This window comes from Listeria ivanovii subsp. ivanovii (assembly GCF_900187025.1).
In the GTDB taxonomy this organism is placed as follows: domain Bacteria; phylum Bacillota; class Bacilli; order Lactobacillales; family Listeriaceae; genus Listeria; species Listeria ivanovii.
Window position 1 is genome coordinate 892,239 of record NZ_LT906478.1, and the last position, 26,463, is coordinate 918,701.

The 26,463-nt window shown below is 36.5% G+C and carries 26 protein-coding genes and 4 tRNA genes; 29 read left to right on the forward strand and 1 reads right to left on the reverse strand.

The window, feature by feature from the left end:
• The first annotated feature begins 48 nt into the window (after positions 1-48).
• The 12 genes from CKV67_RS04310 (at position 49) to CKV67_RS04365 (ending at position 7,380) form a co-directional block, all read left to right on the forward strand.
• Positions 49-121, forward strand: a tRNA-Asn gene (locus CKV67_RS04310).
• Positions 122-124: 3 nt separating this feature from the next.
• Positions 125-212 (forward strand) — tRNA-Ser (locus CKV67_RS04315).
• A gap of 155 nt (positions 213-367) precedes the next feature.
• The gene (locus CKV67_RS04320; protein ID WP_014092329.1) at positions 368-757 is read left to right on the forward strand and encodes an iron chaperone; all 390 of its coding nucleotides are present in this window, start codon (positions 368-370) and stop codon (positions 755-757) included.
• Between the two features lie 150 nt (positions 758-907).
• Complete coding sequence (celB, locus tag CKV67_RS04325) at positions 908-2,194, forward strand: PTS cellobiose transporter subunit IIC (RefSeq protein ID WP_014092330.1); 1,287 nt, start codon at positions 908-910, stop codon at positions 2,192-2,194.
• 81 nt (positions 2,195-2,275) lie between these two features.
• Positions 2,276-2,989: a GntR family transcriptional regulator gene (locus CKV67_RS04330; RefSeq protein ID WP_014092331.1), complete on the forward strand. Its 714-nt coding sequence runs from the start codon at positions 2,276-2,278 to the stop codon at positions 2,987-2,989.
• Positions 2,990-3,196: 207 nt separating this feature from the next.
• Positions 3,197-3,268 (forward strand) — tRNA-Glu (locus CKV67_RS04335).
• Positions 3,269-3,294: 26 nt separating this feature from the next.
• A tRNA-Asp gene (locus CKV67_RS04340) sits at positions 3,295-3,367 on the forward strand.
• Positions 3,368-3,495: 128 nt separating this feature from the next.
• Positions 3,496-3,876, forward strand: coding sequence for an OsmC family protein (locus CKV67_RS04345; protein WP_014092332.1), 381 nt, complete (start codon positions 3,496-3,498; stop codon positions 3,874-3,876).
• Positions 3,877-3,989: 113 nt separating this feature from the next.
• Complete coding sequence (locus CKV67_RS04350; RefSeq protein ID WP_014092333.1) at positions 3,990-4,664, forward strand: YdeI/OmpD-associated family protein; 675 nt, start codon at positions 3,990-3,992, stop codon at positions 4,662-4,664.
• 130 nt (positions 4,665-4,794) lie between these two features.
• On the forward strand, positions 4,795-5,292 hold the full coding sequence (locus CKV67_RS04355; protein WP_014092334.1) for a tyrosine phosphatase family protein: 498 nt from the start codon (positions 4,795-4,797) through the stop codon (positions 5,290-5,292).
• A gap of 28 nt (positions 5,293-5,320) precedes the next feature.
• Positions 5,321-6,670, forward strand: coding sequence for a glutathione-disulfide reductase (gorA, locus tag CKV67_RS04360; RefSeq protein WP_025279830.1), 1,350 nt, complete (start codon positions 5,321-5,323; stop codon positions 6,668-6,670).
• Between the two features lie 35 nt (positions 6,671-6,705).
• On the forward strand, positions 6,706-7,380 hold the full coding sequence (locus CKV67_RS04365; RefSeq protein ID WP_014092336.1) for a histidine phosphatase family protein: 675 nt from the start codon (positions 6,706-6,708) through the stop codon (positions 7,378-7,380).
• Between the two features lie 37 nt (positions 7,381-7,417).
• On the opposite strand, the gene CKV67_RS04370 is transcribed toward CKV67_RS04365, so the two are convergent.
• Positions 7,418-8,554, reverse strand: a complete 1,137-nt coding sequence (locus CKV67_RS04370) for an AI-2E family transporter (RefSeq protein ID WP_014092337.1) — start codon at positions 8,552-8,554, stop codon at positions 7,418-7,420.
• Between the two features lie 141 nt (positions 8,555-8,695).
• Between CKV67_RS04370 and CKV67_RS04375 the strand changes: the two genes are divergently transcribed.
• The 17 genes from CKV67_RS04375 to CKV67_RS04455 all read left to right on the forward strand — a co-directional run bounded on the left by CKV67_RS04375 (position 8,696) and on the right by CKV67_RS04455 (position 26,389).
• The gene (locus CKV67_RS04375) at positions 8,696-9,088 is read left to right on the forward strand and encodes a GntR family transcriptional regulator (RefSeq protein ID WP_014092338.1); all 393 of its coding nucleotides are present in this window, start codon (positions 8,696-8,698) and stop codon (positions 9,086-9,088) included.
• 2 nt (positions 9,089-9,090) lie between these two features.
• Positions 9,091-10,194 carry a DUF1648 domain-containing protein gene (locus tag CKV67_RS04380; RefSeq protein WP_014092339.1) on the forward strand — a complete coding sequence of 368 codons (1,104 nt, stop codon included), beginning with the start codon at positions 9,091-9,093 and terminating at the stop codon, positions 10,192-10,194.
• Between the two features lie 92 nt (positions 10,195-10,286).
• Positions 10,287-10,790, forward strand: a complete 504-nt coding sequence (locus tag CKV67_RS04385) for an effector binding domain-containing protein (protein WP_025279831.1) — start codon at positions 10,287-10,289, stop codon at positions 10,788-10,790.
• A 114-nt stretch (positions 10,791-10,904) separates the two neighbouring features.
• Complete coding sequence (locus tag CKV67_RS04390) at positions 10,905-11,717, forward strand: formate/nitrite transporter family protein (RefSeq protein ID WP_014092341.1); 813 nt, start codon at positions 10,905-10,907, stop codon at positions 11,715-11,717.
• Positions 11,718-11,918: 201 nt separating this feature from the next.
• Positions 11,919-13,385, forward strand: coding sequence for an NAD-dependent succinate-semialdehyde dehydrogenase (locus CKV67_RS04395; RefSeq protein ID WP_014092342.1), 1,467 nt, complete (start codon positions 11,919-11,921; stop codon positions 13,383-13,385).
• A gap of 147 nt (positions 13,386-13,532) precedes the next feature.
• Positions 13,533-13,838, forward strand: a complete 306-nt coding sequence (locus CKV67_RS04400) for a PTS sugar transporter subunit IIB (protein WP_014092343.1) — start codon at positions 13,533-13,535, stop codon at positions 13,836-13,838.
• Between the two features lie 4 nt (positions 13,839-13,842).
• Entirely contained in the window at positions 13,843-15,111 is a 1,269-nt protein-coding gene (locus tag CKV67_RS04405; RefSeq protein WP_014092344.1) for a PTS sugar transporter subunit IIC, read from the forward strand.
• A gap of 14 nt (positions 15,112-15,125) precedes the next feature.
• Positions 15,126-15,476: a PTS sugar transporter subunit IIA gene (locus CKV67_RS04410; RefSeq protein WP_014092345.1), complete on the forward strand. Its 351-nt coding sequence runs from the start codon at positions 15,126-15,128 to the stop codon at positions 15,474-15,476.
• A gap of 11 nt (positions 15,477-15,487) precedes the next feature.
• Positions 15,488-16,939 carry a glycoside hydrolase family 1 protein gene (locus CKV67_RS04415; protein WP_025279832.1) on the forward strand — a complete coding sequence of 484 codons (1,452 nt, stop codon included), beginning with the start codon at positions 15,488-15,490 and terminating at the stop codon, positions 16,937-16,939.
• A 63-nt stretch (positions 16,940-17,002) separates the two neighbouring features.
• Positions 17,003-18,901 (forward strand): BglG family transcription antiterminator, encoded by a 1,899-nt coding sequence (locus tag CKV67_RS04420; protein WP_025279833.1) that lies wholly within the window; start codon positions 17,003-17,005, stop codon positions 18,899-18,901.
• Between the two features lie 276 nt (positions 18,902-19,177).
• Positions 19,178-20,749 carry a ribosomal protection-like ABC-F family protein gene (gene abc-f, locus CKV67_RS04425; RefSeq protein ID WP_014092348.1) on the forward strand — a complete coding sequence of 524 codons (1,572 nt, stop codon included), beginning with the start codon at positions 19,178-19,180 and terminating at the stop codon, positions 20,747-20,749.
• 122 nt (positions 20,750-20,871) lie between these two features.
• Positions 20,872-21,894, forward strand: coding sequence for a permease (locus tag CKV67_RS04430; protein ID WP_014092349.1), 1,023 nt, complete (start codon positions 20,872-20,874; stop codon positions 21,892-21,894).
• Between the two features lie 18 nt (positions 21,895-21,912).
• Entirely contained in the window at positions 21,913-22,752 is an 840-nt protein-coding gene (locus CKV67_RS04435) for a TIGR03943 family putative permease subunit (RefSeq protein ID WP_014092350.1), read from the forward strand.
• A 90-nt stretch (positions 22,753-22,842) separates the two neighbouring features.
• Positions 22,843-23,763 (forward strand): type I pantothenate kinase, encoded by a 921-nt coding sequence (gene coaA / locus CKV67_RS04440; protein ID WP_014092351.1) that lies wholly within the window; start codon positions 22,843-22,845, stop codon positions 23,761-23,763.
• Positions 23,764-23,874: 111 nt separating this feature from the next.
• Positions 23,875-24,597, forward strand: coding sequence for an ABC transporter ATP-binding protein (locus tag CKV67_RS04445; RefSeq protein ID WP_025279834.1), 723 nt, complete (start codon positions 23,875-23,877; stop codon positions 24,595-24,597).
• Complete coding sequence (locus CKV67_RS04450; RefSeq protein WP_014092353.1) at positions 24,597-25,712, forward strand: ABC transporter permease; 1,116 nt, start codon at positions 24,597-24,599, stop codon at positions 25,710-25,712. The genes CKV67_RS04445 and CKV67_RS04450 overlap by 1 nt, the downstream gene beginning before the upstream one ends.
• Positions 25,713-25,732: 20 nt before the next feature.
• Positions 25,733-26,389: a TetR/AcrR family transcriptional regulator gene (locus CKV67_RS04455; RefSeq protein WP_014092354.1), complete on the forward strand. Its 657-nt coding sequence runs from the start codon at positions 25,733-25,735 to the stop codon at positions 26,387-26,389.
• Positions 26,390-26,463: the final 74 nt, after the last annotated feature.

A 26,463-nucleotide genomic window follows, 5' to 3' on the forward strand; every position in this document is an offset into this window, starting at 1 on the left:
CTTGCATTTTAGTGTCGTTCTGCCGTATACTTATGGAAGTCAGATAATTCCACAGTAGCTCAGTTGGTAGAGCAATCGGCTGTTAACCGATCGGTCGCAGGTTCGAGTCCTGCCTGTGGAGTTTGGGGAAGTACTCAAGTGGCTGAAGAGGCGCCCCTGCTAAGGGTGTAGGTCGCTCGCGCGGCGCGAGGGTTCAAATCCCTCCTTCTCCGTAATCAAAAGTTACCTTAAAACAGATGGTTAGAAAATCATTTTGTGGTAAGGTAACTTTTTTTGTATAGTTGGGTATTTGCCATTACCTTCTTAAAGTTGGGTTTCATAAACATAGTTGGTATAATGATAAAAAGGTTTCAAGAAAGGAATAGATATGGATAATAAATTAGAGTTTTCAACGATTGATGAGTATATCGTAGGAACACCCCCAGAAACACAACCAATTCTACAGAAAATTAGAGAAACTATCCAAGCGGCGGCTCCAGAAGCAACGGAGAAAATTAGTTATCAGATGCCGACATTTTATTTTGAAGGAAATCTTGTTCACTTTGCACTTGCGAAAAAGCATTTTGGTTTCTATCCTGCTTCAAGCGGTATTGCCGCATTTGAACCCGAGCTTGGTGAATATAAACATTCTAAAGGCGCCGTTCAATTCCCGATTGACCAACCAGTTCCATATGATTTAATTGCAAAAATGGTCACTTTCCGCTTGGCTGAAAACAAACAAAAAGCGGCAGAAAAGCTAGCGAAAAAAAATAAATAATTAGTAAAAGCTTTTTCCTAATCAGGTGAAAGCTTATTTTTGTTTGGACATTAATTTTAAAAAGACTAGACATTTAAAATTAAATGAGTATAATAATAAATGGAAAACGTTTTCTTTTTTTAGAAATATATCATGTTTGGGGGAAGTAAATTGAATAAGTTTATGGAGTTACTTGGGGAGAAGTTAATGCCTTTTGCTGCAAAACTGGGAGAGAATAGGTATTTAACAACATTACGAGATGCATTTATGTTGGCATTCCCACTAACTATGTTTGGTTCGATTGCTGTTGTTTTAATGAATTTACCATTTTGGAGCGATGAGACAAAAGCGGTATTACAGTTATACCTTGGGAATGCACAAAGCGCTACGATGAGTATTATGACAGTTTTTGTTGTTTTTGGAATTGGTTATTCCTTATCTAAATATTATAAAGTAGAAGCAATTTATGGGGGTGCTGTTGCCCTTGCTAGTTTCTTGATTTTAACGCCATTTTTCTTTAATAGTCCTGATGGAGAACTTATTACTGGAGCTCTTTCACTTGATCGTCTTGGAGCGAAAGGAATGTTTATCGGGATGATTAGCGGCTTTATTGCTGCAGAATTATATCGATTTTTTGTTCAACGCGATTGGACAATTAAAATGCCAGCAGGAGTTCCACCGGCAGTAGCTAAATCATTTGCAGCACTAATTCCTGCGATTTTAACATTAAGTATCTTTTTAATAATTAATGTTATTGTACAATTCTTCTTCGATACAAACTTACATGATGTTGTTTATACAGTTATTCAAAAGCCATTAGTAGGGCTAGGTTCTGGAATTGTTCCAACTTTAATTGCGCTATTTTTTGTTCAAGTATTGTGGTTTTTCGGGCTACATGGGCAAATTATTGTCAACTCGGTGATGGATCCAATTTGGAACACTTTAATGCTGGAAAACTTAGATGCATATAAGGCTGGGTTACCATTACCGCACATAGTTACCAAACCATTTATGGAAGTATTTACAGTTGGTATGGGTGGTTCGGGGATGACTTTAGCTGTTGTAATTGCGCTAGCCTTCCTAATGAAAAGTAAACAAAGCAAAGAAATTGGTCGATTGGCGCTTGGACCTGGAATTTTTAACGTAAATGAACCGGTGCTTTTTGGGATGCCAATCGTATTGAATGCCACAATTTTAATTCCATGGATTATCGCACCGCTGATAGTGACTACACTGAATTATTTTGTAATGGCAGCTGGTATTGTCCCTGCTCCAACCGGGGTTGCTGTTCCTTGGACTGTGCCAATTGTAATTAATGGTATTCTTGCAACTAACTCTTGGCTAGGAGGCGCACTACAAGTAGTTGATTTCTTTATTGTGCTAGTAATCTGGTATCCATTCTTAAAACTAGTTGATCGCACTAATATCGTGAGAGAATCACAAGCGGTTGATGAATAAGTTATGTTTTTTTGATTCGATATGCTATAATTTGATTGGAAATGGCTAGACATTTTTAATTTAAATGAAGGAGCGATCGAATTGGTTAAGTATGAATTGATTGCAGCAGATATACGCGAAAAAATAAACAACGGTACTTACCCACCAGAATCCATTCTTCCTGATCAAGTGAGCTTATGTAAAGCCTATGATTGTAGCAGAATGACGATAAAAAAAGCCTTTGACGTTTTAGCGCTTGAAGGGCTTATTTACAGACAACGTGGCGCGGGAACTTTCGTCATGAAAAATGCCTTAGCTAATAAGCAAGATGCGAGTTTACGGGATTATGATGGTTTGACAAAAATGATGGGAGACAACCGAATCTCAAGTGAAATAATTGCATTCGATATTGCGTTTCCAGATGAAAAAATACAAGAACAACTTTTAATTAAAGCAACTCAACCGGTGTACAAATTAATTCGCTTACGTCTACTGGACGGGAAACCTTATGTGTTAGAACATACAACGATGCCAGCAGATATAGTTCCAGGTCTTACAAAAGATATTTTACATCATTCGATTTATGCTTATTTACAGAATTCACTTGGACTCGTGCTAAGTGGCGCATTTCGGAAAATTAATGCCGATAAACCATCTGCCTATGATAAAGAGTACTTGGCATGCGGGGAACATGATCCAGTGCTTGAAGTAGAACAAGTCGTTTATTTAAAAGACGGAAGACCTGTTGAATATTCGAGGTCTAGACATCGCTATGATACAAGAAGTTTTATTATGGTTGATCATCGCGAAAAATAAAACAAAGTTAGAGGGCGGAAGTAAGCTTCTCTGACTTTGTTTTTCTATTTTAAAAATGTATAAAAAATTAGTTATTAACAAATTTAAAAAATACTAAATAAAAATAAGAAAAGGCGTTGACAGTGTCTCAGATTATGTTATAATAAAAAAGCTGGTGTAAGAGAAATGAATTTTGTTGAATATATATTCATTTTTCATCTTTTATCTGGCCCGTTGGTCAAGCGGTTAAGACACCGCCCTTTCACGGCGGTAACACGGGTTCGATTCCCGTACGGGTCACTTTTTTATTCATTTTGTATACATATGGTTCCGTGGTGTAGGGGTTAACATGCCTGCCTGTCACGCAGGAGATCGCGGGTTCAAATCCCGTCGGGACCGCTACGAAAAAGAATTCAAGTTTTACTTGGATTCTTTTTTTGTAGTGGAAATTGGACAAGTATTTTTATTTGCGCTATAATCTTATTATTCACATAAGAATTGTAAGATATGAATTGGGGGAATAGATTATGGAGTTAGTGAAGAACGGAAAAGTATTAGAACTTGTGCATCCAAATGGAAACTGGACATTAATTAAAGAAGAAGGTTTTTCTCCAGTTCAAATAACAGTAGCGGCAGTTGCAGCTTGTAGCGGTTATGTTTACCAAACTTTACTTGAAAAGAAACGAATTGAGTTAAATGACATTACTATTCATACTGACTATGAGCAAGATCAAGAAAGTGCCGTTCATGTTTTAACCAAAATCAATGTCACTTTTACAGTTGATTTAGTAGATAAAAGCAATCAAGCAAAGGCGGAAAAAGCAGTTCATTTAGTAAAGGATGCTTGCCCGGTTGCAAAAAGTTTGGACCCTTCCATTGAAATTAATGAAATAGTCGTTTTTAAATAATGAATCCAAAGACGGAGCTGTGATGCTCGGTCTTTTTTTGTAGCTAGTTTGGCTTGCTTACTAAAAGAGAACGATTTATACTGAAAGCAAACAATTGAATGAGGTGGCTTGAAATGGAAGAAAAGACAATAGTAGAGAAATTGCAACTAGCAAAATATCAAGAAGCAGTAATACTTGACACACCAAGTGATTCAGATTATTTTCGGAATTTATCAAGCTATGAGAAAGAAATGACTACTAAAAAGTATAATTTGATTTTTAAATTTGTACAAAATTTGAATGAATTAGTTGGATTTGTTCATCAAATAATTTCTGAGGATAAACTATTAATAGATGGTTATGTATTTATCGCTTATCCGAAAAAAGGAAATAAGAAATTGGATACATATGTTCACCGAGATGAAATAATGCCTGCGCTTAAAACAGATGAAGAAGGATACATTAATCAAAGTAATTTGAAATTTACTAGAATGGTTGCACTTGATGAAACCTATACAGTTGTTGGAATGAAAGAAGCAAGCAAATTAAAAATAAAAGGTGTCAAGAGAAATAATCCTTCCGCAGATGAATATGCTGATTTTGTGCCACAAGTAGTTGCCTTTTTAACAGATAAAGATGATTTGGCTACGTTTTATGGAAATTTAGCAACCGGCTATCAACGAGTCTGGGCAAGGTATATTTATTCTGCCAAACAACCTGCCACACAAGAAAAAAGAAGACAAGAAATGGTAGACATATTAAGCCAAGGTTATAAGACAAAAGAAGATTTCAGGCAAGGGAAAAAGTAACCAGATATTTTATTTGGTTATTTTTTTGGTTTGAAACAGCTTCCTTATGTAAAAATTCATAAGCATGATAGAATAGAGAGGGAATGAGGAGCAGGAAAATCTTGGTGAACGGAAAAAGGGGACATGCAGGATGGCGAATTATATTAACAAAGAAAGGCGTCAGATTGACTTTGATCCATTCGATTTACGGATAATTGCCGTACCAGAAGTGGTTGCGGTTACTTTTAAACCACGCATGGAACACACTTTGCTTATTCGTATTGCGGATGTCGGCGCAACCTATCAGCCACTCAAAGATGAATCACTTTTCGAAGCTATTTTGCCTGTGCACTTTAACGATATCAACGAAGAAGACGATTACTGGGGGTTAAGTGACAAAGAACAAGCAGAAATGAAACTCTTTAATGAGGTACATCGAGAAATGATTTATGATTTTATTGAGGCACATCCAGATTTTACCCAAATTGTGGTTCATTGTCATGCTGGAGTTAGTAGAAGTAGCGCTGTTGCTATGGGGATTGCGGAACATTTAGGTGACAAAGATACGTATAATAAACTTCAAGAGATTAAACGCTATTTACCAAATCCGCGGGTTCTCGCAATTATGCGGGGCGAGGCGTATTTATAGAAATGAAGAAATGTTAGGAGAGATTCGTATGGAAAGTCATTATGATTACATTGCAATTGGCGGAGGAAGTGGTGGAATTGCCTCCATTAACCGAGCAGCAATGCACGGAGCGAAATGTGCGCTAATTGAACCGAAATTCTTAGGTGGAACTTGTGTAAATGTTGGTTGTGTTCCTAAAAAAGTTATGTGGTATGGCGCACAAATAAAAGAAGCGATGGATTTATACGCAGATGCTTACGGATATAAAGTGGATGCAAGCTTTGATTTTGAGAAATTAGTTGGAAATCGAGAAGCTTATATCGAAAGAATTCGTGGCTCTTATAAAAATGGACTAGATAATAATAAAGTCGACTGGATAAAAGGCTATGCCGAATTTGTTGATAAAAATACTTTGCTAGTAAATGGTGAAACAATCACAGCAGATCATATTTTAATTGCAACTGGCGGGGAACCAGCGCTACCTTCCATTCCAGGAGCAGAATTTGGAATCACTTCTGATGGCTTTTTTGCTTTAAAACAATTACCAAAAAAAGTTGCAGTTGTAGGGGCTGGTTATATCGCTGTTGAGCTTGCTGGCGTTTTACAACAGTTGGGCTCTGAGACACATTTATTTGTGCGCAAACATGCCCCACTTCGGAATTTTGATCCAATTTTAACAGAGACGTTAACCGAAATCATTGAACAGTCAAACATGACTTTACATAAACATGCTATCCCAGAAAAAGTAGAAAAAAATACTGATGGAACGCTGACATTGTGTTTAGAAAACGGCAGAACAGAAACAGTAGATACACTTATTTGGGCGATTGGTAGAAAACCAGTGATAAACGGATTGAAAATTGAAAAAGCAGGTGTAGAACTCTTAGAAAGGGGCCATATTGCTGTTGATAAATTCCAAAATACGAACGTTCGTGGAATTTATGCTGTTGGGGATGTTACTGGACATTATGAGCTTACTCCGGTTGCTATTGCAGCAGGGAGACGATTATCAGAGCGTCTTTTCAATGGCAAAGAAAACGCTCATCTTACCTATGAAAATATTCCAACTGTCGTATTTAGTCATCCAGCGATTGGAACAGTGGGATTAACGGAACCAGAAGCAATCGAGAAGTATGGTAAAGAAAATATCAAAGTTTACACATCTAAATTTACTTCGATGTACACAACAATAACAGACCACCGTGAACCATGTCGAATGAAGTTAATTTGTGAAGGTGAAACAGAACGAGTCATCGGTTTACACGGAATTGGTTACGGAGTGGATGAAATGATTCAAGGCTTTGCTGTTGCGATTAATATGGGGGCGACGAAAGCGGATTTCGATAATACAGTTGCCATTCACCCAACAGGATCAGAAGAATTTGTTACAATGAAATAAGAAACAACCTATACCTATCGAGGAGGATTAACTTAATGGGAAAAAAATTATCACTTTATTTTGTCAGACACGGACAAACGTATTTAAACAAAAATTTGCGAATGCAAGGCTGGGCTGATACGCCACTTACACCAGAAGGAATTGAAGTTGTGAAGGAAAGTGGACGTGGACTTGCTGAAACGGAATTTGTTGCTGCGTATTCCAGCGACTTGCACCGAACGATTGCAACAGCAGGTTATCTTTTAAAAGAAAACAAACATGCATTTGGTTTAACTTTAGAACCGCTAAGTGAATTTCGGGAAACTTTCTTTGGTTCTTATGAAGGAGAAAAAGGCGATGTTGCTTGGAATGAAATTGCGAAACATATGGGTTATGCAAACCAAGAAGAACTATTTCAAAAAGCAGATGTTCGCGAAACAATGAATGGAACAAAAGCAGCAGATCCGACTAGTGATGCAGAAGACTTTATGACCTTTTGGACACGCGTAGAGCAAGGTTTTTTACATGTGATTAATCGTCACCGAGAAACAGGTGGAAATGTTCTAATCGTTGCACATGGTAATACCATCCGCAATATTGTTCATGAGTTAGAACCTTCCCTTGATGAAGCAGTAATACTCGATAATGCAAGTGTTACTGTGCTAGCTTACGAAAATGGTTTATTTAAATTAGAACGATTAAATGATACTTCTCATTTTACAAAAGCATAAGAAAAGAGCTTTAGGACTAATTCCTAAAGCTCTTTTCTTATGCTTTTGGTGCGGGAGGATCAGGCGGATTATTTTCTAATGCAAGCTCACCGCGCCTTAATTTAATTAAACGATTAACATTCATAATAATTGTTTTAACAACGGCATAAACTGGAACACCAAGGATCATTCCAAAAATACCTGCTAAGTTACCAGCAACGATTAAGATAATAATAATCGTTAATGGGTGAATAGATAAAGATTTACCCATGATATATGGAGACAGTAAGTTGGAATCAAGTTGTTGCACAATCGTTACGACAATAATAACAAGTAATGCTTGGAGTGGAGAAGTAAATAGCGCTACGATTACCGCAGGAGCTGCTCCAATAAATGGCCCGAGATAAGGAATAATGTTCGTAGCACCAGCAATTAAACCAAAAAGAAGTGCATACGGCTGCCCAATAATTAAATAACCAATGAATGTAAACAGACCAACAACCAAACAGTCAATCGCTTGTGAACTAATATAAGTGGAAATCGTTTTATTCATTTCTTTAATAATCTGTTTTGCTTCTGTACGAATTGCAGCTGGGAAAAATTTACCGGAAGACTCTACAAACTTATGACCATCTTTAAACATATAAAATACAATAAATGGTACCGTAACTAGAATCATCACAAAGCCAGAAACAAACGAAATAATTGCTCCAAAGCTAGAAGCAACACCATCTACCACAACAGACATGATTTTTGGTAACGAAATGTTTAGTTTTTCAAGTTCTGCTTTCAAATCGACACCTTGAAGGGAAGAATTTTTGGAAATTCCTTGTAGCCACTTCTCAAAATCTTGCCAGTAACCAGGTATGGCTTTAGCTAGTCCAGTTACTTGTTCTGCAAGCGTTGGACCAAGCTGCATAACTGCCAGAACAATAAGCCCAATAAATGCAATGAAAATGATAATAACACTTAGAATGCGCGGTACTTTTCTTTTTTCTAAAAATAGAACTAAAGGATTAAATAAATAGAACAGGAACCCTGCAACTAAAATTGGCATAAATAAAGTGGAGATAATGATGCCAATTGGCGAAAATATGTATTTCATTTGGAGCAGGATGAATATAACTGCAACAACCGCTAAAATTTCGATTGTCCAAAAAAATAGTTTACTATCCCTAAAACGTGATAATTTCAAATTTTTCCCTTCTTTCTAAAAGCTTATGGTTATTTTTTATAGTACCATTAACTGCATTAAATAGCCACTGAATTTGCTAGTATTGACTAATAATTATATGTGTTATACAATATATATAACAGTTTAGAGAGAGGTGTTTCTATGCTACTTGCAATTGATTTACAATCGGATGAACCGATTTATACACAAATATGCAATCAAATAATTGAAGGGATGGCGAAACGAGAACTTTTGCCTGGCGATAAACTTCCGTCAGTAAGAAGTCTTGGTGCAGATATTGGTATCAATTTTCATACAGTCAATAAAGCCTATCAAATTCTAAAACAAGAGGGATTTATTCAAATTCATCGCCAAAAAGGTGTGGTCATTCACCCTGATGGCGTAAAAAAAGCAGATGTACAATTTTTTGCCAAATTACAAAGTAAATTAAAGCCACTAATAGCTGAATCAGTAGTTAGAAGCGTCACAGAAGAAAAATGGATGGAAGTAAGTAAAGCTATTTTTGATGAAATGAACGGACGGAGCGTGGAATAGAAATGGAAATTATTATCTATATTTTTGTTAGTATTGCGATCATTTCATTGCAAGCAATTACGCCATTTATTATTCGGAAATCAGAATGTTTTGGTGTAAATGTTGGAGAACGTGCCAATCGAAAAGCAGAATTAAAACAATTGAAAAAACAATATGTTGGGCAAGTTGTTTTATGGACAAGTTTAGTTGCTATTATCGGCATTGCTTTATTACAAGGATTTAACACAAGTGAAGATGTCCAAGCAGGAATTTTTATTTCATCGATGTTTGGGCAACTGATTGTCTCTTTTGTTATTTATTACCGTTTCCACCAAACGACGCTCCAATGGAAAAAAGAAAAAATCATGTCTGGGGAAATCTCAACAAATTCCATTATTATGGTAGATACCAGTTTTCATCGGAGGAAAATGGTTATTTCTTATACTTGGTTTATAGTGCCACTACTTCTTTTTATAATTACGCTCGCTATTACAGTTGTATTTTATCCACAAGCACCCATGGCTTTTCCAACACATTTTGATATGCAAGGAAATGTTACGAGCACCATGGCAAAATCACCAAGAGCAGCCTTACTTTTCCCAATGTTACAACTAGCGATGATTGGGTTGTTTATGTTTATCAATTTTGTCATTGCAAGAAGTAAGCAACAGGTGGAAAATGAAAACCCATCAGATTCTTTAAAACGGAATATGCTGTTTAGACAGATATCTAGTAAAGTAATGTTGATTATGTGTACCATTTTGATGATTGATTTCTTAGTAATGCAAGCTGTTATTTTGCTAGCCTTACCAGGTGAACTTATCATGATTACGATGATTATTTCGATAGCACTGATTATGTTAGGTGTAGTTCTACTAGCTATCAAGGTTGGTCAAGGTGGTAGTAGATTAAAATTCTCGAGTGAGCCTGATGGAGTGAGTAAAGCAATTCGTGATGATGATGCTTTTTGGAAAGCGGGGATATTTTATTTCAATCGCAATGATCCAGCTTTATTTGTTGAAAAACGTTTTGGAATTGGTTGGACGATAAATGCAGCACGCCCAGTTGCTTGGTTATCTTTTCTATTTATAATTGCTGTGATTGTTCTAATTAGCTTGTGGTTTTAACTAAAACTAGGCAGGGTATTTACCATATGTTAAGCTTACGACAATACAAACATCTTCTGGCGTAATATTCTTTTAAAAAGGAGTAGATAGTCATGGCGATTAAAGCAAAACGATTAGAAGAATGGGAAGGATTCACAGGCATAGCGCTTGTTCGACAAGGACCGGAGACGGAAGCCTTTCGTTCAGAAGTAAAATTAGCTTTTCGACAAATGCTTTATTTAGCACAAGAATTAGATGATTTTTCAGAACAAAAAATAGTGTATGGTATTTCTGTTCATAATATTGAAGACGGTTTAACACATTATTCCGTTCTTCCTGTAGAACAAAAATACGCTGAAATAAAAGAGCCATTAGAGTGGGTTGAGGTTCCAGCACATACTTATTTTGTTGCGGAACACATTCTAGGAACAGATCTAAATGAAAGCTATCTACAAATTGCCAAAGCGATTCAAGAGAAAAAATATAAGCCTTATATTACAGCAAATAATCCTATCTTTGACCCACTTCCTTTCAAATTAGAAGTATATTCTAAAGAGGAAGATCAAGTGACCAATATCGAAATTAGAATCCCTGTAATCAAAGAGCTTGATGCATAAAAAGGAAGCCCAGGACTTTTGTTCTAGGTTTTTTCATACTAGCAAGCTGTTTTTGATTGTGCTATAATAAGAACGCTATTTTGTGATTATTTTAACAAGAAGGAAGGGATTCATGTGGGATATTATAGCCCGCAGGAAGTAACAGAGATTACTATTGAGAAAGGGACCCAAAAAGCAAATTCTAGCACATTAACGCTTGTTTTACTTGGATTTTTAGGTGGTGCTTTCATCTCACTCGGTTACTTATTATACATACGTGCAGTTGGAACGATGCCTCACGAATGGGGAAGTTTTGCGACACTAATTGGAGCAAGTCTTTTTCCAGTTGGCCTAGTTTGTATTTTATTAGGTGGAGGAGAACTTATTACTGGCAATATGATGGCAGTAGCAATTGCTTGGTATGACAAGAAGATATCTTTTCAACAATTACTTAGAAACTGGGCGATTGTTTCAGTAATGAACTTAGTCGGCGCCTTTTTTGTAGCTTATTTCTTTGGACACTTTGTCGGTCTTACAGAGGGCGACTTTTTACCAAAAACTTTAGCAACAGCGGGGGCCAAAATTAATGATCCATTTTGGGTAGCGTTTGTATCTGGAATTGGGTGTAACTGGTTTGTTGGAATTGCAGTCTGGTTATGTTATGCAGCAAAAGACTTTGCTGGAAAAATTCTCGGGATTTGGTTCCCAGTTATGGCTTTTGTAGCTATCGGATTCCAGCACGTTGTCGCCAACATGTTTATCATCCCAGCAGCCATTTTTGCCGGATATTTTTCATGGGCAGACTTTATCTGGAATGTCATCCCGGTTTATTTAGGAAATGTAGTTGGTGGAGCAATATTTGTCAGCTTGTTTTATTTCCTCGCATATAAGAAAAATGCACCAAAAAAAATCAAAGAAGAAGTACACCGACCAGTGGAAGAAAATTAAAGCGAAAAGACTATTTGTATTTTATGCAGATAGTCTTTTTTGAAAAAAGTTACGAACCGTTTCAAGACCATCATGCTGGGATGTGCGAGCTTTTTGGGTAAGTGCATTTTCCAAAATCTTGATTAACTTCTAAAATTTGTGGAAAACATTATTATAGGCAACAAGATTTGCCGTCAGTAAAACTTATTTAGGAGTGGTATTTTGAGTATCAAAGAAACAGCTTTACCAAAAGTTCAAACGAAACTATTTATTAATGGAAAATGGATTGACGGAAATAGTAAAGAAGTAAAAGAGGTTATAAACCCAGCAACAGGCGAAGTTATCGCAAAGATTGCCCAAGCAGGACCAGCCGAAACGAAACAAGCAATTAAAGCGGCGAAAGATGCATTTCCGGACTGGGCCAACATGGAACTAGCTGAGCGAGTAAAAATCTTGCATAAAATAGCTGATTTAATGGAACAAAAAGCAGATAAACTCGCAAAAATTATGACGCTAGAGCAAGGGAAACCTTTAAAAGAATCAAAAGGAGAAGTACTAACTGGTGTTGAAAACTTCCGGTTTGCTGCAGAAGAAGCAAGACGATTATATGGTGAGACAATTCCAGCACCTAACAATCATGCTTTCATTGTAAAAAAACAACCTATTGGTGTGGTTGCTGCGATTACTCCTTGGAATTTCCCAGGTGGAATGGTTACTAGGAAAATTGCTCCAGCTCTTGCTACTGGTAATACCGTTATATTAAAACCTTCCGGAGATACACCACTTTCAGCCTTGGCGATTTTCGAGATTTTTGAAGAAGCCGGCTTACCAAAAGGTGTGGCGAATATCGTGATGGGCAGTTCAAAAGAAATTGGTGAAACTCTGACTGGTAGTGATGATGTTCGCAAACTAACTTTTACAGGCTCCACTAAAGTCGGTCAAAGTTTATTTAAACAATCCGCAGTCACATTGAAGAAAATATCGCTTGAGCTTGGAGGACATGCACCTTTCATCGTATTTGCAGATGCGAATTTGGAGCAAGCCACAAGTGATTTAGTCGCAGCAAAATTCCGCAATAATGGACAAGTTTGCGTATCACCCAACCGGATTTTTGTCGCCAAAGAAATAAAAGAAGCTTTTACAAAACAACTTATTACTAAAGTAGAAAAATTAAAAGTTGGCAACGGTTTAGATGATGTAAACGTTGGTCCGCTAATTCGCGAAGATGCGATGGACAAAATCGATCAACAACTAAAAAATGCAAAAGATAAAGGTGCTAAAGTCTTAACTGGTGGTGGACGTTTAACAGGTAGTGACTATGATAAGGGTAACTTCTATCAACCAACTGTTTTGGATGAAGTAACTCGTGAGATGGATATATTCTACGAGGAAACATTTGGTCCAGTTATACCTTTAATTAGTTTTGAGACGGAAGATGAAGCAATTGAACTGGCAAATGACAGTGAATTTGGTTTAGCTTCCTACTTTTACACAAAAGATTTAGCAAGGGTCGAAAAAGTAAGTTCTGCATTAGAATACGGCATGGTCGGAGCAAACGAGATTGCCATTTCTAATCCAGAAACACCATTTGGTGGCGTTAAACATTCAGGATTTGGCAGAGAAAATGGACACTTCGGAATGGAAGAATATATCGATGTCAAATTTATCAATTTAAAATATCGTGATTAAACTTCCCTTTAAAAACTTCATACTTGAGAAAAATCCTCTTCGCTGATTGCGGAGGGGATTTTTCCTACTACTAGGAAAAAAATGTATTTGTAAGCGAATTCAAACATTCCTATAATTAGACTTAAGTTAAAGAAAGGGAGGATACAGATGAAAAACATTTTGCTTATTTGTGGTTCAGGAGCTTCAAGCGGATTTATGGCAGCAGCAATTAGAAAAGCAGCAAAGAAACAAGGAGAACAAGTTACTGTAAAAGCTGCTAGTGAGGCTCAAATAGACGAACGAATTAATGAAATTGATTACTTACTCATTGGTCCGCACTTATCGTACATGTTAGAAGATTTGAAAGAAAAAGCGAAAGACAAAGATGTACTTGTAACAGTTATTCCCCAGTCTACTTACGGATCATTGAACGGTGAAAAAGCATTGGAATTAATTTTGAATATGGAGGGGTAAAACGATGAACAACAAAGTGATGGATTTTATGACGAATAAATTTGCGCCAAAAGTAAATAAAGTTGTCAAAAATCCTTGGGTCTCTGCGATACAAGATGCAATTATGTCAGCACTTCCGCTAGTTTTTGTCGGTTCTTTAGTGACCATTGTTTCCTTACTCAAAAATTTATTTCCTAAGATGCCTGATTTCTCCATGATTAGTAACTTTTCTTTTGGGATGTTTGGCTTGGTTGTAGCTTTTTTGATTCCATATTATGTAATGGAAAAGAAAGGCAATAGTAGCCAAAAATTAATCGCTGGCGCAACCGGATTGGTACTCTTCCTGATGCTGTTATTTCCGACCATTACAGCAGATGGGAATGCCGTTTATATTTTATCAAGGTTTGGAGCAACTGGGATGTTTTTATCGATTACAACAGGTTTATTTGCGGGAGTAGTAATGAATTTTGCCGCAAAACGCTCGTTGTTCAGTGAAGATACGCCTATTCCAGATTTTGTTGTTGGTTGGTTTAATAGTCTTTTACCAATTACGTTTATATTAATAGTAGGTTGGTTAATTACGGTTCAATTTAATATTGATTTTTTTGAAGTAATTGTTGCTGTATTTAGCCCGCTTGCGTCGATTGTACAATCTTATCCGGGATTTGTCTTATCTGTATTTATTCCAGCATTTCTTTACACATTTGGGATTTCAGGGTGGGTGATGATGCCGGCGATTTATCCAGTTTATATGGCAGGACTCGCAGCAAATGCAGAAGCCGTGACGAATGGTGGAACTGCCTCAAACATCGCAACGCAAGAAACTGTCTATGCCTTAATCTTCATTGGCGGAGTAGGAACGACTTTATCGCTTTCCGTGATGATGCTCGTTTTAAGTAAATCGATTCAACTGAAGGCAATCGGAAAAGCCGTGATCGTTCCTTCTATTTTTAATATCAATGAACCGTTATTTTTCGGAGCACCAATTGCCTTCAATCCTTACTTAATGATTCCAACATGGATAAATGCTTTATTAGTACCAAGTATCGCGTACTTTGTTATGACAGTTAATTTAGTTAATATACCGGCGCAGTCATTTTTACTTTGGTATATGCCTTATCCAGTAACATCCTATTTAGCAACACAAGATTGGCGCGGGATTATTGCTTGTTTAGCGATTATCGTGATAACTTGGCTCGTATACCTGCCATTCTTTAAAGCATATGATAACTCTTTGCTCAAAAAAGAAAAACTAGAAGCACAAGAAACAACCAGTGAAATGGCAACAAATTGATTGGAGGAAACAAAATGTCTAAGCAAGACTATGTGGAAGAAACAGATAGTTTGAATGAGCTATCAATGAACATTTTAATTCATGCGGGAAATGCAAGAAATGGCTTGGTACATGCTTTGAATTACTTAGAAGATTTTGCGTTTAGTAAAGCAGATGAAAGTATCCAAGCAGCAAAAAAAGAAATCGTTATCGCACACGGCTTACAAACAGACACACTACAATTAGAAGCATCTGGCAACCAAATCCGCTATTCGACACTTTTCTGCCATGCGCAAGATACCTTAATGACAGCCAAAAGTGAAATCTTAATTGGTGAACACATGGTACGTTTGTTTAAAAAAATGAATGAGCAAATGAAAAAGTAGGAGGTACAACTATGTTTGAAAATTACAAGTTTCCGAAAGATTTCCTTTGGGGAGGAGCCATTGCTGCAAATCAGGCAGAAGGTGCATTTCAAGTAGATGGCAAAGGAATTAGTCTAGCAGATTTACACAAATACCATACAGATAAAACCAACGAAGAGATTAGTGATGAACAGCATAAAGGAGTTAGTTTAGCTGAGATAAAAGCAAATATTGCAGATAAAACAAGTTATTATCCGAAACGTCACGGTATTGATTTTTATCATACCTATCCAGAAGATTTGGCATTACTTGCTGAAATGGGATTCAAAACATTCCGTACGTCAATCGATTGGACGCGGATTTTCCCTACAGGTGAAGAAGACGAGCCAAACGAAGCAGGTTTAAAATACTATGATCATTTAATCGATAAAATCATCGAACTTGGCATGGAACCAATCATTACTATCTTACATTACGAAACTCCTGTCGACATTGTCTTAAAGCATGGCGGATGGCACAATCGTAAAGTCATCGATTTATTCGTTAAATATGGTAAAACCGTATTGGATCGATATAGCCAAAAAGTAAAATATTGGATTGTTATCAACCAAATTAATTTAATTCAATTCGAGCCATTCAACTCAACAGCGATTCCAAATGATGCAGCGGATGATTATTTATCCGCGACATATCAGGCGGTTCACAATCAATTCGTAGCAAGCGCACAAATTTATGAATACGGCAAGACAATTAATCCAGAGTTCATGATAGGAACGATGCTTGCTGATTGTACAGCATATCCATATTCTTGTGACCCAGATGATATCGTCCTAGCAATGAAACGCAATCGGATGGAATACTTCTATGCCGATGTAGCATTCCAAGGTGAATATCCGCAGTACGCTTTAAACTATTTCGATGAGAACGGAATTAAAGTAGAAATCACATCCGAAGATAAAGCACTTTTAAGTAAGAATACGATGGACTATTTAGCTTTATCTTACTATTATTCTCAAATGGTAGATTCTAAGAAAAATGACTTAGACCCAGCATCAATTACACCAAATCCACATTTAAAAGCAAATCCATGGGGCTGGGCTGTTGATCCAAAAGGCTTATACAATGCTTTGTCACAATACTGGGATAGATACCACAAACCAATTATCATAGCCGAAAATGGTTTCGGAATGTACGACAAACTAGAACACGGAGAAGTAAATGACGATTACCGAATTGATTACTTATCAGCTCATCTAAAAGAAATGAAACGTGCGATGTATGATGGTGTCGAAGTAATTGCCTACTGTGCTTGGGGACCAATCGATATTGTTAGCTGTTCCTCCGCGCAAATGGAAAAAAGATATGGCTTCATTTATGTTGATTTGGATAATGAAGGAAAAGGTACAGGCAAAAGAATTAAAAAGAAAAGTTTTTCGTGGTATAAAAAAGTAATAGCATCTAATGGGCAAGATTTAGAAGCATGACCTGATAAAGCTAGTTGTGGCCCTCATACAACTGGCTTTATCTATATAGGGGGTAAACAAGAAATGGATACGCAAAAAGAAATACTAGCTTATTTGGCCAAACATACGAGTAAGTGGGTTACCTCAAATGAGTTAGCAGATTTTTGTGAGTGCACGACACGAACAATCCGTGCAAAAGTTTTCAAAATAAATGAAGCATCACCTGATTTAATTAAATCCAATCAACAAGGTTACCAGCTTAATGAAAATGTGAAATTGGAAGTGCAAACAGAAAGTGACTCGGCAGAACGCAAATCACAGTTATTGCTTCAACTAATTAAAAATTCGACTAAAGGCGTTGATTTATTTGATCTCGCCGATATTTTGTATATTTCAGAAGTCACCTTAAAAAAAGATATCCAGCAATTAAAAAAAGAACTTCGAGATGCCGATGTCCAAATCGTCATAAGTAAAAACCGAATTAAATTAATTGGCAAAGAGACAGCCAAAAGAAAATACATGATTTCTTTACTATATGAAGAAGGCGGATACAGAGAAAGTATTAAAGGGCACATTCAAGAAATGATTGGTGCTATTTCGATTGATAAGCTACAAAATATTATTGGCGAAGTACTTACAAAAGAAGCAATCACAACGAATCAATATTCGATGATGAACATTGTTTTACATTATGCCATCAGTATGGTGCGCATTGGGCAAGGAAACACGCTAATTGAAACTAAAAGTACCCTCATAAAAAAAGCCTCAAAAGAATATCAAATATCGAAAAAAATTGCCAGAATCCTTTCTAAAGAATATCAACTAGAATTCTCAGAAGAAGAAATACAACAATTAGCTTTACAATACGTTGGGTTACAAAATGAAAAATCAGCCAATGCCAAACAAGAAGAATTAGAAAAATTTGTCGATAGTAAAATCATCCATGCCTTAGAATTAGCCCTTACAAATGTCGAGGAAACCTATTTAATTGATTTACAAAACGAACAACTTTTCATCAAACTCGCGATTCATATTCAAAGTTTATACTACCGAGCACGTTACAAAACTTATACAAGAAACTTAAGCCTATTAGACATAAAAACATCTTATCCAGTCACATTTGATATTGCTGTATACATCTCTTCATTATTACAAGAAAAATTAGATATCGATTTTAATGAAGACGAAATCTCCTTTATTGCCCTACATATCGGCTCCTTTTTAGAAAGTCAAAACCATAACAATGTCAAACTGAAAATTGGATTATTGGTCGATGATTACCATGATTTAAGAGTTAACATGTTAAATAAACTGTACGAGTTATTTGAAAAAGAAGCAGAAATTAAAGTAATCGAAAAAGAAATAGCAGAAATAGAGTTAGATATTCTGTTAACTACCAACCGAGAAGTGGCTTTAGAAAAAGCTGGCTCCATTTTCATCCATCCATTACTAACCAATAAAGATATCAAAAAAATCACTAGTCGAATTCATACAAAGCAGCAAATACTCGAAAATAACCAACTTGCCAAACAAATAGATCATTATGTTGTCAAGTCGCTATATTCCAACCAAATTGATCCCTCAGAACTAACTCCACTAAAAATTAGAGCACAAATGGTAAATAAAATGGAAAAACAAGCGTTTGTTAGGGCGGATTTCCATGAAAATGTAGAGAAACGCGAACAAATGGCACCAACTAGCTTTCCTTCAGGCATCGCAATACCACACTCCATCGAAAACGATGCCGAGAAAAGTGGTGTTTCGATCATGACGCTTCAAGAACCCATTTTTTGGAATGAAGTGGAGATAAAGTTAATTGCACTTGTCGCCATTAGTAAAAACGATGCTAATGAATTTAATGATTTTTTTGAGAAATTTGTTGAAATCGTTTCGGAACAAGTGAATGCTAAAAGACTGTCTATGGCGGAAAGTTTCGAAGAGTTTGTTCAAAAATTAAAAATAATGATTGAAGAAAATGAGTAGTTAAAAGCCGTGTATTTCAAGTACATGGCTTTTTTCTGTTGAAGAATCGATTAAATTGAGCTATAATAAAACCATCAACCCTAAAGGAGTGTTATCTTAAGCCAATGAAATTCTAATCCTGTACTATAAGAAAAAATGAAGAAAGCTATCTTAATTTAAGATAGAAACTATTTTTTCGGACGGGATTCGTATGTTCATTTCGCATGATAACACAGCCATAAGTTTTTTTGGCGTAGTTTGCGGATTCCTCTCTGAAATTTTCAGGAGGTTATTTTTATGTCTATAATCGAAATAAATCAATTAAAAATAGAAGTAGCAGATCGCGTGTTAGTTGAAATTCCGCATCTGCTCGTAAATCAAAAAGCTAGAATTGGTATTATTGGGCAAAATGGGCTTGGTAAAACAACGCTTATCGAAGTTATCGCGGGTGTCCAAGAACCAGCTGTAGGTAAAGTTACTATTCAAGGAAGGCTTGCTTACATTAAACAACTGCCAACAGATAAAAGTACAAAAAGTGGTGGGGAAAAAACAAGAAAAGCAATCCAACAAGCAATGCGCCAAAATCCGAGTGTTTTGCTAGCAGATGAACCAACTAGTAACTTGGATGTGGAAAGCGTAAAACATTTAGAACGACAGTGGAAAGACTGGCATGGCTCCTTAATTATCATCTCGCATGACCGGGCATTTTTAAACAGTCTTTGTACGGAAATATGGGAAATTAAAGACCAAAAAATCCAAGTATACAAAGGTAATTACCAAGCTTATTTAAAGCAAAGAAAACAGCAAGAAAACCAAGCAGAACTGGCCTACAAAGAATTTAAAAATAAAAAGAAACAACTAGAAGCTTCTCAAAATTACCATGAAGTCGAAGCAGGACGAATTGTAAAACCAGGAAAACGACTCAATGCGAAAGAAGCAAGCGCCTTTAAAGCTGGAAAAGGGACACAGCAGAAAAAGCAACATAGCACTATTAAGGCACTTGATAAGCGAATTGAACGGCTTGGAAACGTGGAAAAGCCACACAAAGCGAAACCAATAAAAATTTCCACCCCAGAGAACCGAATAATCAAAAAGGGAAATACCATTCTAACTGCCGCAGAAGCAACATACGAAATTGCCGGAAAAAAGCTATTTTCAACAACGGGCTTTTCTATTAAGTCAGGAGACAAAGTAGCACTAATTGGCGAAAATGCCAGTGGGAAAACGAGCTTTTTAAAACAAATCCTTCAAAATAATTCTAAGTTAGTATGCAGTAATCAAGCAAAAATCGCCTATTTTGATCAGGAACTACAAGGTTTAGACTTAACAAAAACACTATTAGAAAATATGATAGATATTAGTGTTCAAAGCAAACAAATGACTAAAGAAGTCCTTGGAAGCATGCATTTCAAAGAAACCGATTGGCACAAAAAAGCGAGCTTACTTTCAGGCGGAGAACGAGTAAAACTACTCCTTAGTATGCTCCTTGTAAGCGATGCAAATTTTCTAATCCTCGATGAACCAACGAATTACTTAGATATTTTTGCAATGGAGGCATTGGAAACGCTAATTCAAAATTTCACAGGCACCGTACTTTTTGTTTCCCATGATAGAACTTTTGTAAGTCAAGTAGCAGAACAGCTTCTAGTTATCGAATCAGGCAAAATGGCTTTTTACCGAATGGCCTTCGCGGAATACGAGGCTAGTATAACGCCAAGTCGTATTACAGAAGAAGATAAGCTTATTCTGGAAATGCGAATGTCTGAAATCGCCGCCAAGCTGATGCAGCCTAACCTAAAGGCAGAAGATAAGGCATTACTGGAAAAAGATTACCAAGAAGTTATTACAAAAAGAAGACAGTTCAATTGAATTGTCTTCTTTTTTGAAGATAGAATGTAATAAAGTTAACTACTTCACCTTTTGCTTGATTTCTTCAAAAGATAGGCTTAGAATCAAATAGTTATTAAAAGAGTAAAGAAAGAAGGAATCCCATGTTTAGTCATCTTCCGGATTCATTCCTACAAATGAACACTATTTTTATCTCTATTTTGATTGAGGCATTACCATTTGTACTTATTGGAGTGTTTATTGCCGGTTTTATTCAAATGTTTATTTCAGAAAAATTCATCGCTCGCGTCATCCCTAAAAATAAATTTCTAGCAGTCATTGTTGGTTCGTTAATAGGTGTATTTTTCCCATCTTGTGAGTGCGGGATTGTTCCGATTGTACGTAATTTACTCGCAAAAGGAGTACCGCTTCACGCTGGAATTGCTTTTATGCTTACAGCGCCAATTATTAATCCTGTTGTATTATTTTCGACTTATGTGGCATTTGGTAGTACTTGGGAAGTTCCGCTATTACGTGTTGCTGGAAGTCTCGTTGTTGCATTAGTCGTTGGCAATATTATCGCTTATTTTTATAAAGGGACAGGACTTAAGGATCGTTTTCTAAAATATGAAGCTGCCGGTGAAAAAGTGGTAGTACCAGCTGCGAATTTAGCTACAGTTGGTCCAAATAATGGAATGGTTACTTCTCATTTCCAAGTTTTAGAAGCGGAAACAGAAGCTAACCATAATCACCACCATCACGGCGAAGCACACGTTCACATGGAAATGTCGCTAAGCCAAAAAGTATGGCATACAGTACAACACGCCGTAGATGAGTTTTTCTCGGTTGGAAAATACTTGGTTTTTGGTGCTTTGCTAGCTGCAGCAATGCAAACATACATCAAAACATCTACGCTAGTTTCCATTGGTCACGGCCCAGTGCTATCGATTTTATTAATGATGGTACTCGCATTTGTGCTTTCACTATGTTCTGAAGCAGATGCCTTTATCGCTGCATCATTTCGTAGTGTTTTCTCCACCCAGTCTATCGTTGCATTTTTAGTGTTCGGTCCGATGCTGGATATTAAAAATTTAATGATGATGTTAGGATCATTTAAAGCAAAATTTGTGCTATTAATTGTTACTAGCGTTACGATTGTTGTCTTTTTATATGCTTTGGTCATTTAAACGAAGGAAGGTGAACAAATGTTTCGTGTATTTATTCTATTTGGATTTGGCTTTTATTTGATGCAGCTCCATATTTCAGGTGATATAAGTAAATATATCAATATGAAGTATTCTTATTTATCATTCTCTGCAATGATTGCTGCTTTTTTACTTGCGCTTGTTCAGCTTATTATGGTTTTCCGAGATGAAGATCTTGGTGCAAAAACGGAGCACCTAGGACATACTCATGAAGGTGAAAATACGTTTTGGAAAAAAATTCTAGTTTACGGATTACTTTCCTATGCTTTAATTGCTGGATTTATGTTTCCAGTGGCAACACTTGATTCGACAATCGTTTCCGCGAAAGGATTCCACTTTCCGAAAAATAATGAAGCAGGGGATGATCCCTATGCCGCGAACCAATTTTTACGTCCAGATACAAGTGGCTATTTTGGTAAAACCGATTATGAAAAAATGATGGAAAAAGAAAAAGCAACGATTATTGATCAAAATCCTATCAAAGTAACTGATAGTAATTACTTGATGACGATGGAGATTTTATATAATTATCCTGGTGAATTTGCAGGAAAACAAATTGAATTTACTGGTTTTGTTTATAATGATAATGTGACGAAAGATAATAATCTATTTTTATTCCGCTTTGGTATCATTCATTGTGTGGCAGATTCTGGTGTGTTCGGAATGCTCGTTCAAATGCCTGAGAAAACCAGCTATTCAAATGATACATGGCTTTCTGTGAAAGGAACAATTGCCCAAGAATATTACGCCCCTTTCAAAATGACGATTCCCTCTGTCAAAGTGGATTCATATAAAGAAATAGGGAAACCAAAATCAGTTTATGTCTATCGTAAATATTAAAATCGTTACTTGCAGATTTAATCAGCTTGCGTTATCCTTATATAAAGCTGTTTACGTTTTCACGAATGAATAAAAGGATGGAACAATCAAATGAATGATTATAATCACTACTTCCATTTCCAAAGAGAAGAATGGCGCAAGCTGGAAGTGAGTAAAGACCAAATTTTAACTGCAGAGGAATTGGAAGAAATTCGTGGTTTAAACGACCGGATTTCACTGCAAGATATCTCGGAAATTTATTTACCGTTAATTAAATTAATTGCGATTCAATATCATGAAGCAATTTTTATTCACGGTGAAAAAATGGAATACTTAAAGAAAAAAGAATCACGCGCACCATTTATTATCGCACTAGCAGGAAGTGTTGCAGTCGGTAAAAGTACAACGGCACGTGTTTTTAAGCTAATGCTAGATCGCTGGTTCTCTAAAACAAGACAAGTAGAGCTAGTAACAACAGACGGTTTTTTATATCCAAATAAAATTTTAGAAGAACAAGGAATCATGAACAAAAAAGGATTCCCAGAAAGCTATGACCGCGAACGCTTTGCCAAGTTTTTGACGGATCTAAAAGCGAATAAAGAAGATGTAGAAGTACCACTTTACTCACATTTTACCTATGATGTGTTAGAAGAGGCTAGGACAATGCATAATCCTGATATTGTCATTATTGAAGGGATTAATGTCTTACAAGCTGATCAACACGAGAGCTTATTTCCAAGTGACTTTTTTGATTTCTCGGTTTATATGGATGCAGATGAAGACAATATCAAGAAATGGTATTTAGAACGTTTCTTTATGCTTCGTGAAACAGCCTTTCAAGACGAAAGCTCTTATTTCCACCCTTATACAAAAATTAGCAAACAAGAAGCCGAAGATTTTGCGCTAGACGTATGGGATACAATTAACGGCGTCAACTTAAAAGAAAATATTGAAAAAACAAAGTATCGAGCGGATCTAGTCCTTCATAAAGGCACTGATCACCTTATTTCCGATATATATTTACGAAAATAACCGATTGCCATTAGAGGAGAACTTCTAAAAGCATTCGGTTTTTCCTTTACTTTTACATAAAAATGCGTACAATTAGAAGTGAGTAATCACTCATTTAAAAGGAGGGGAATAATGACAGAAATAGCAATTAAAGTGACCAATCTAGATGTTCAAATTGGCAAAAAACAAATTTTGTCTAATATGTCACTCGAAATCAAAAAAGGAGAAATTTTTGGCTTAATTGGACCATCTGGAGCAGGGAAAACAACGCTTGTAAAAACGATTATTGGTATGGAAAAAGCAACGACAGGACAAACAGAAGTACTAAACAAAGTGCTGCCAAGTCTTCCTGTCATTAGTAAAATTGGTTATATGGCTCAGTCTGATGCACTTTATACAGACTTAACAGCGAAAGAAAACCTCGATTTTTTTGCTTCACTTTATTCCATCAAAGGCAACACCAAGAAAGAACGAATGAATTATGCCGCCGATTTAGTTAACTTACAAGCTGATTTAACGAAGAAGGTGAGCAATTATTCCGGTGGTATGAAGCGTCGACTTTCACTTGCTATTTCTGTCCTAGCTAATCCTGATGTCCTAATTTTAGATGAGCCGACAGTTGGAATTGATCCAGAATTACGTAAAAGTATCTGGGATGAACTTGGAGAACTTAAGACGAATGGCAAATGCATCCTTGTAACGACGCACGTGATGGATGAGGCCGAAAAATGCGACCGGCTTGCGATGATTAGAAATGGAAAAATAATCGCTGTTGGGACGCCTCAGGAGCTCTCAAGCAAAACGTCCTCGGGAAAACTTGAAGATGCCTTTTTAGAGTTTGGAGGAGAGCGTTGATGCGGATTTTTGCTATTGTTAAACGAATCATTAACCAATTTAGACGTGATAAACGCACACTTGCCTTAATGTTTATTGCGCCACTGCTGTTGATTACATTATTAACCTATTTATTTGAAGGGGACACTGTGAAACCGGTTGTTGGCATTAGTGGTATTTCCGACTCTATGGTAAAAGAATTAAAAGATAACGATTTAACCATTAAAAGCTATCCAGAAAATACTAACATTAGCGATAAAATAAAAGATGCCGATTTAGACGCCTTTTTTCAACAAGATGGCGATAAAATAGCAGTAACTTACGAAAATAGCGAACCATCTATTAGTAAAGAAATTGGCTTAAAACTACAAAAAGCGTTAATGCAAGAGCAACAAAAACAAGTGAAAAGTCAGGCGGAAACAACTGGAGAGGCGCTTGCAAAGGCTGGGATAGACCCAAGCACCATTCCCTCACTTTCCACTAGACCTGAAAAGTTAACCATCTCAACCGATTATGTATATGGCGATAAAGATACTAACTTTTTTGATACAATAAGTCCGATTTTCATTGGCTTTTTTGTCTTCTTCTTTGTCTTTCTAATTGCCGGTATATCTTTCCTAAGAGAGCGAACAACCGGGACATTAGAACGTTTAATGGCGACACCAATCAAAAGAATCGAATTAGAGCTAGGCTATTTAATTGGCTTTGGAATTTTCGCCTTGCTTCAATCGATTCTTGTTGCAGTATTCTCGATTCAAGTATTAGATATGATGCAAAATGGTTCCTTGTTCCATGTCTTGTTGATTACGCTAACCCTAGGGCTCGTCTCGCTCGCACTGGGAATCCTGCTTTCGACATTTGCGAATAATGAATTCCAAATTGTTCAATTTATTCCAATTGTCATCGTTCCTCAAATCTTGTTCTGTGGCATTTTCCCACTAGATGGGATGGCGGATTGGCTCGTATGGATTGCTCATATTATGCCACTTTATTACGGAGCAGATGCTTTAACAACTATTATGGTAAAAGGAGAAGGGTTTGCATCATTTGCAACAGATTTTTATATTTTACTTGGATTTGTTCTCGTTTTCGTTGTATTAAATATTTTTGCTTTAAAAAAATATCGGAAAGTCTAATCAGAAGGGAGAGATAGAACGTGGATGCAGAAGGAGATATCTTGCGCCAAATGCTTGATTTAACAGAAAAAGAAACAAAAATGAGTGATAAACAACGTCGGATTGTAGCTGCTTCCATCGAATTATTTGCAGAGAAAGGTTATGCCGGAACATCAACAAACGAAATCGCCAAGAAAGCAGGGGTCGCTGAAGGAACCATTTTCAGGCATTATAAAACCAAAAAAGATTTACTTATGGCGATTACAATGCCGACTTTGATTGGTGGCGTTATTCCTTTCTTAGCGCAAAGCTTTGTCAAAGAAGTTTTTGAAAGCGAGTATCCGGATTTCCAATCATTTATTCGAGAAATCATCGTGAATCGATTTGATTTTGCTAAAGAAAATGGGAAAGTCATCAAAATTTACTTCATGGAATTGTTTTATCATGATGAGCTTCGGGTGCAGTTTTCCGAAATTTTTATGACCCATGTGAAGGGCCAGTTTGATCAAATGATTGATTACTACAAAGAACGCGGCGAAATTGTTGATATGCCAAACAGTACCATTATGCGGGCTTTAATAACGAATATCGTTGGTTTTATGCTAACAAGGTTTGTTGTGATGCCAGAAGCTAATTGGGATGATCCAAAAGAAATTGATGATACGGTGTTGTATATTATGCGTGGATTAGGTAAGTAAACGAGCAAGGTAGCAATTAGAGATAACACAAAAGTACTTAAACATTAAAATTCTCTCTTTGCATGAATTAATAA

What these genes read in the sequence shown, in the direction of transcription:
- CKV67_RS04430 (WP_014092349.1), top strand. Translation starts at nt 20,872, where the DNA reads ATGTTTAGTCATCTTCCGGATTCATTCCTACAAATGAACACTATTTTT.
- CKV67_RS04385 (WP_025279831.1), top strand. Translation starts at nt 10,287, where the DNA reads ATGGCGATTAAAGCAAAACGATTAGAAGAATGGGAAGGATTCACAGGC.
- CKV67_RS04380 (WP_014092339.1), top strand. Translation starts at nt 9,091, where the DNA reads ATGGAAATTATTATCTATATTTTTGTTAGTATTGCGATCATTTCATTG.
- CKV67_RS04345 (WP_014092332.1), top strand. Translation starts at nt 3,496, where the DNA reads ATGGAGTTAGTGAAGAACGGAAAAGTATTAGAACTTGTGCATCCAAAT.
- CKV67_RS04410 (WP_014092345.1), top strand. Translation starts at nt 15,126, where the DNA reads ATGTCTAAGCAAGACTATGTGGAAGAAACAGATAGTTTGAATGAGCTA.
- CKV67_RS04375 (WP_014092338.1), top strand. Translation starts at nt 8,696, where the DNA reads ATGCTACTTGCAATTGATTTACAATCGGATGAACCGATTTATACACAA.
- CKV67_RS04365 (WP_014092336.1), top strand. Translation starts at nt 6,706, where the DNA reads ATGGGAAAAAAATTATCACTTTATTTTGTCAGACACGGACAAACGTAT.
- CKV67_RS04445 (WP_025279834.1), top strand. Translation starts at nt 23,875, where the DNA reads ATGACAGAAATAGCAATTAAAGTGACCAATCTAGATGTTCAAATTGGC.
- CKV67_RS04400 (WP_014092343.1), top strand. Translation starts at nt 13,533, where the DNA reads ATGAAAAACATTTTGCTTATTTGTGGTTCAGGAGCTTCAAGCGGATTT.
- CKV67_RS04435 (WP_014092350.1), top strand. Translation starts at nt 21,913, where the DNA reads ATGTTTCGTGTATTTATTCTATTTGGATTTGGCTTTTATTTGATGCAG.
- CKV67_RS04355 (WP_014092334.1), top strand. Translation starts at nt 4,795, where the DNA reads ATGGCGAATTATATTAACAAAGAAAGGCGTCAGATTGACTTTGATCCA.
- CKV67_RS04350 (WP_014092333.1), top strand. Translation starts at nt 3,990, where the DNA reads ATGGAAGAAAAGACAATAGTAGAGAAATTGCAACTAGCAAAATATCAA.
- gorA (WP_025279830.1), top strand. Translation starts at nt 5,321, where the DNA reads ATGGAAAGTCATTATGATTACATTGCAATTGGCGGAGGAAGTGGTGGA.
- CKV67_RS04415 (WP_025279832.1), top strand. Translation starts at nt 15,488, where the DNA reads ATGTTTGAAAATTACAAGTTTCCGAAAGATTTCCTTTGGGGAGGAGCC.
- CKV67_RS04320 (WP_014092329.1), top strand. Translation starts at nt 368, where the DNA reads ATGGATAATAAATTAGAGTTTTCAACGATTGATGAGTATATCGTAGGA.
- CKV67_RS04420 (WP_025279833.1), top strand. Translation starts at nt 17,003, where the DNA reads ATGGATACGCAAAAAGAAATACTAGCTTATTTGGCCAAACATACGAGT.
- CKV67_RS04405 (WP_014092344.1), top strand. Translation starts at nt 13,843, where the DNA reads ATGAACAACAAAGTGATGGATTTTATGACGAATAAATTTGCGCCAAAA.
- CKV67_RS04450 (WP_014092353.1), top strand. Translation starts at nt 24,597, where the DNA reads ATGCGGATTTTTGCTATTGTTAAACGAATCATTAACCAATTTAGACGT.
- abc-f (WP_014092348.1), top strand. Translation starts at nt 19,178, where the DNA reads ATGTCTATAATCGAAATAAATCAATTAAAAATAGAAGTAGCAGATCGC.
- coaA (WP_014092351.1), top strand. Translation starts at nt 22,843, where the DNA reads ATGAATGATTATAATCACTACTTCCATTTCCAAAGAGAAGAATGGCGC.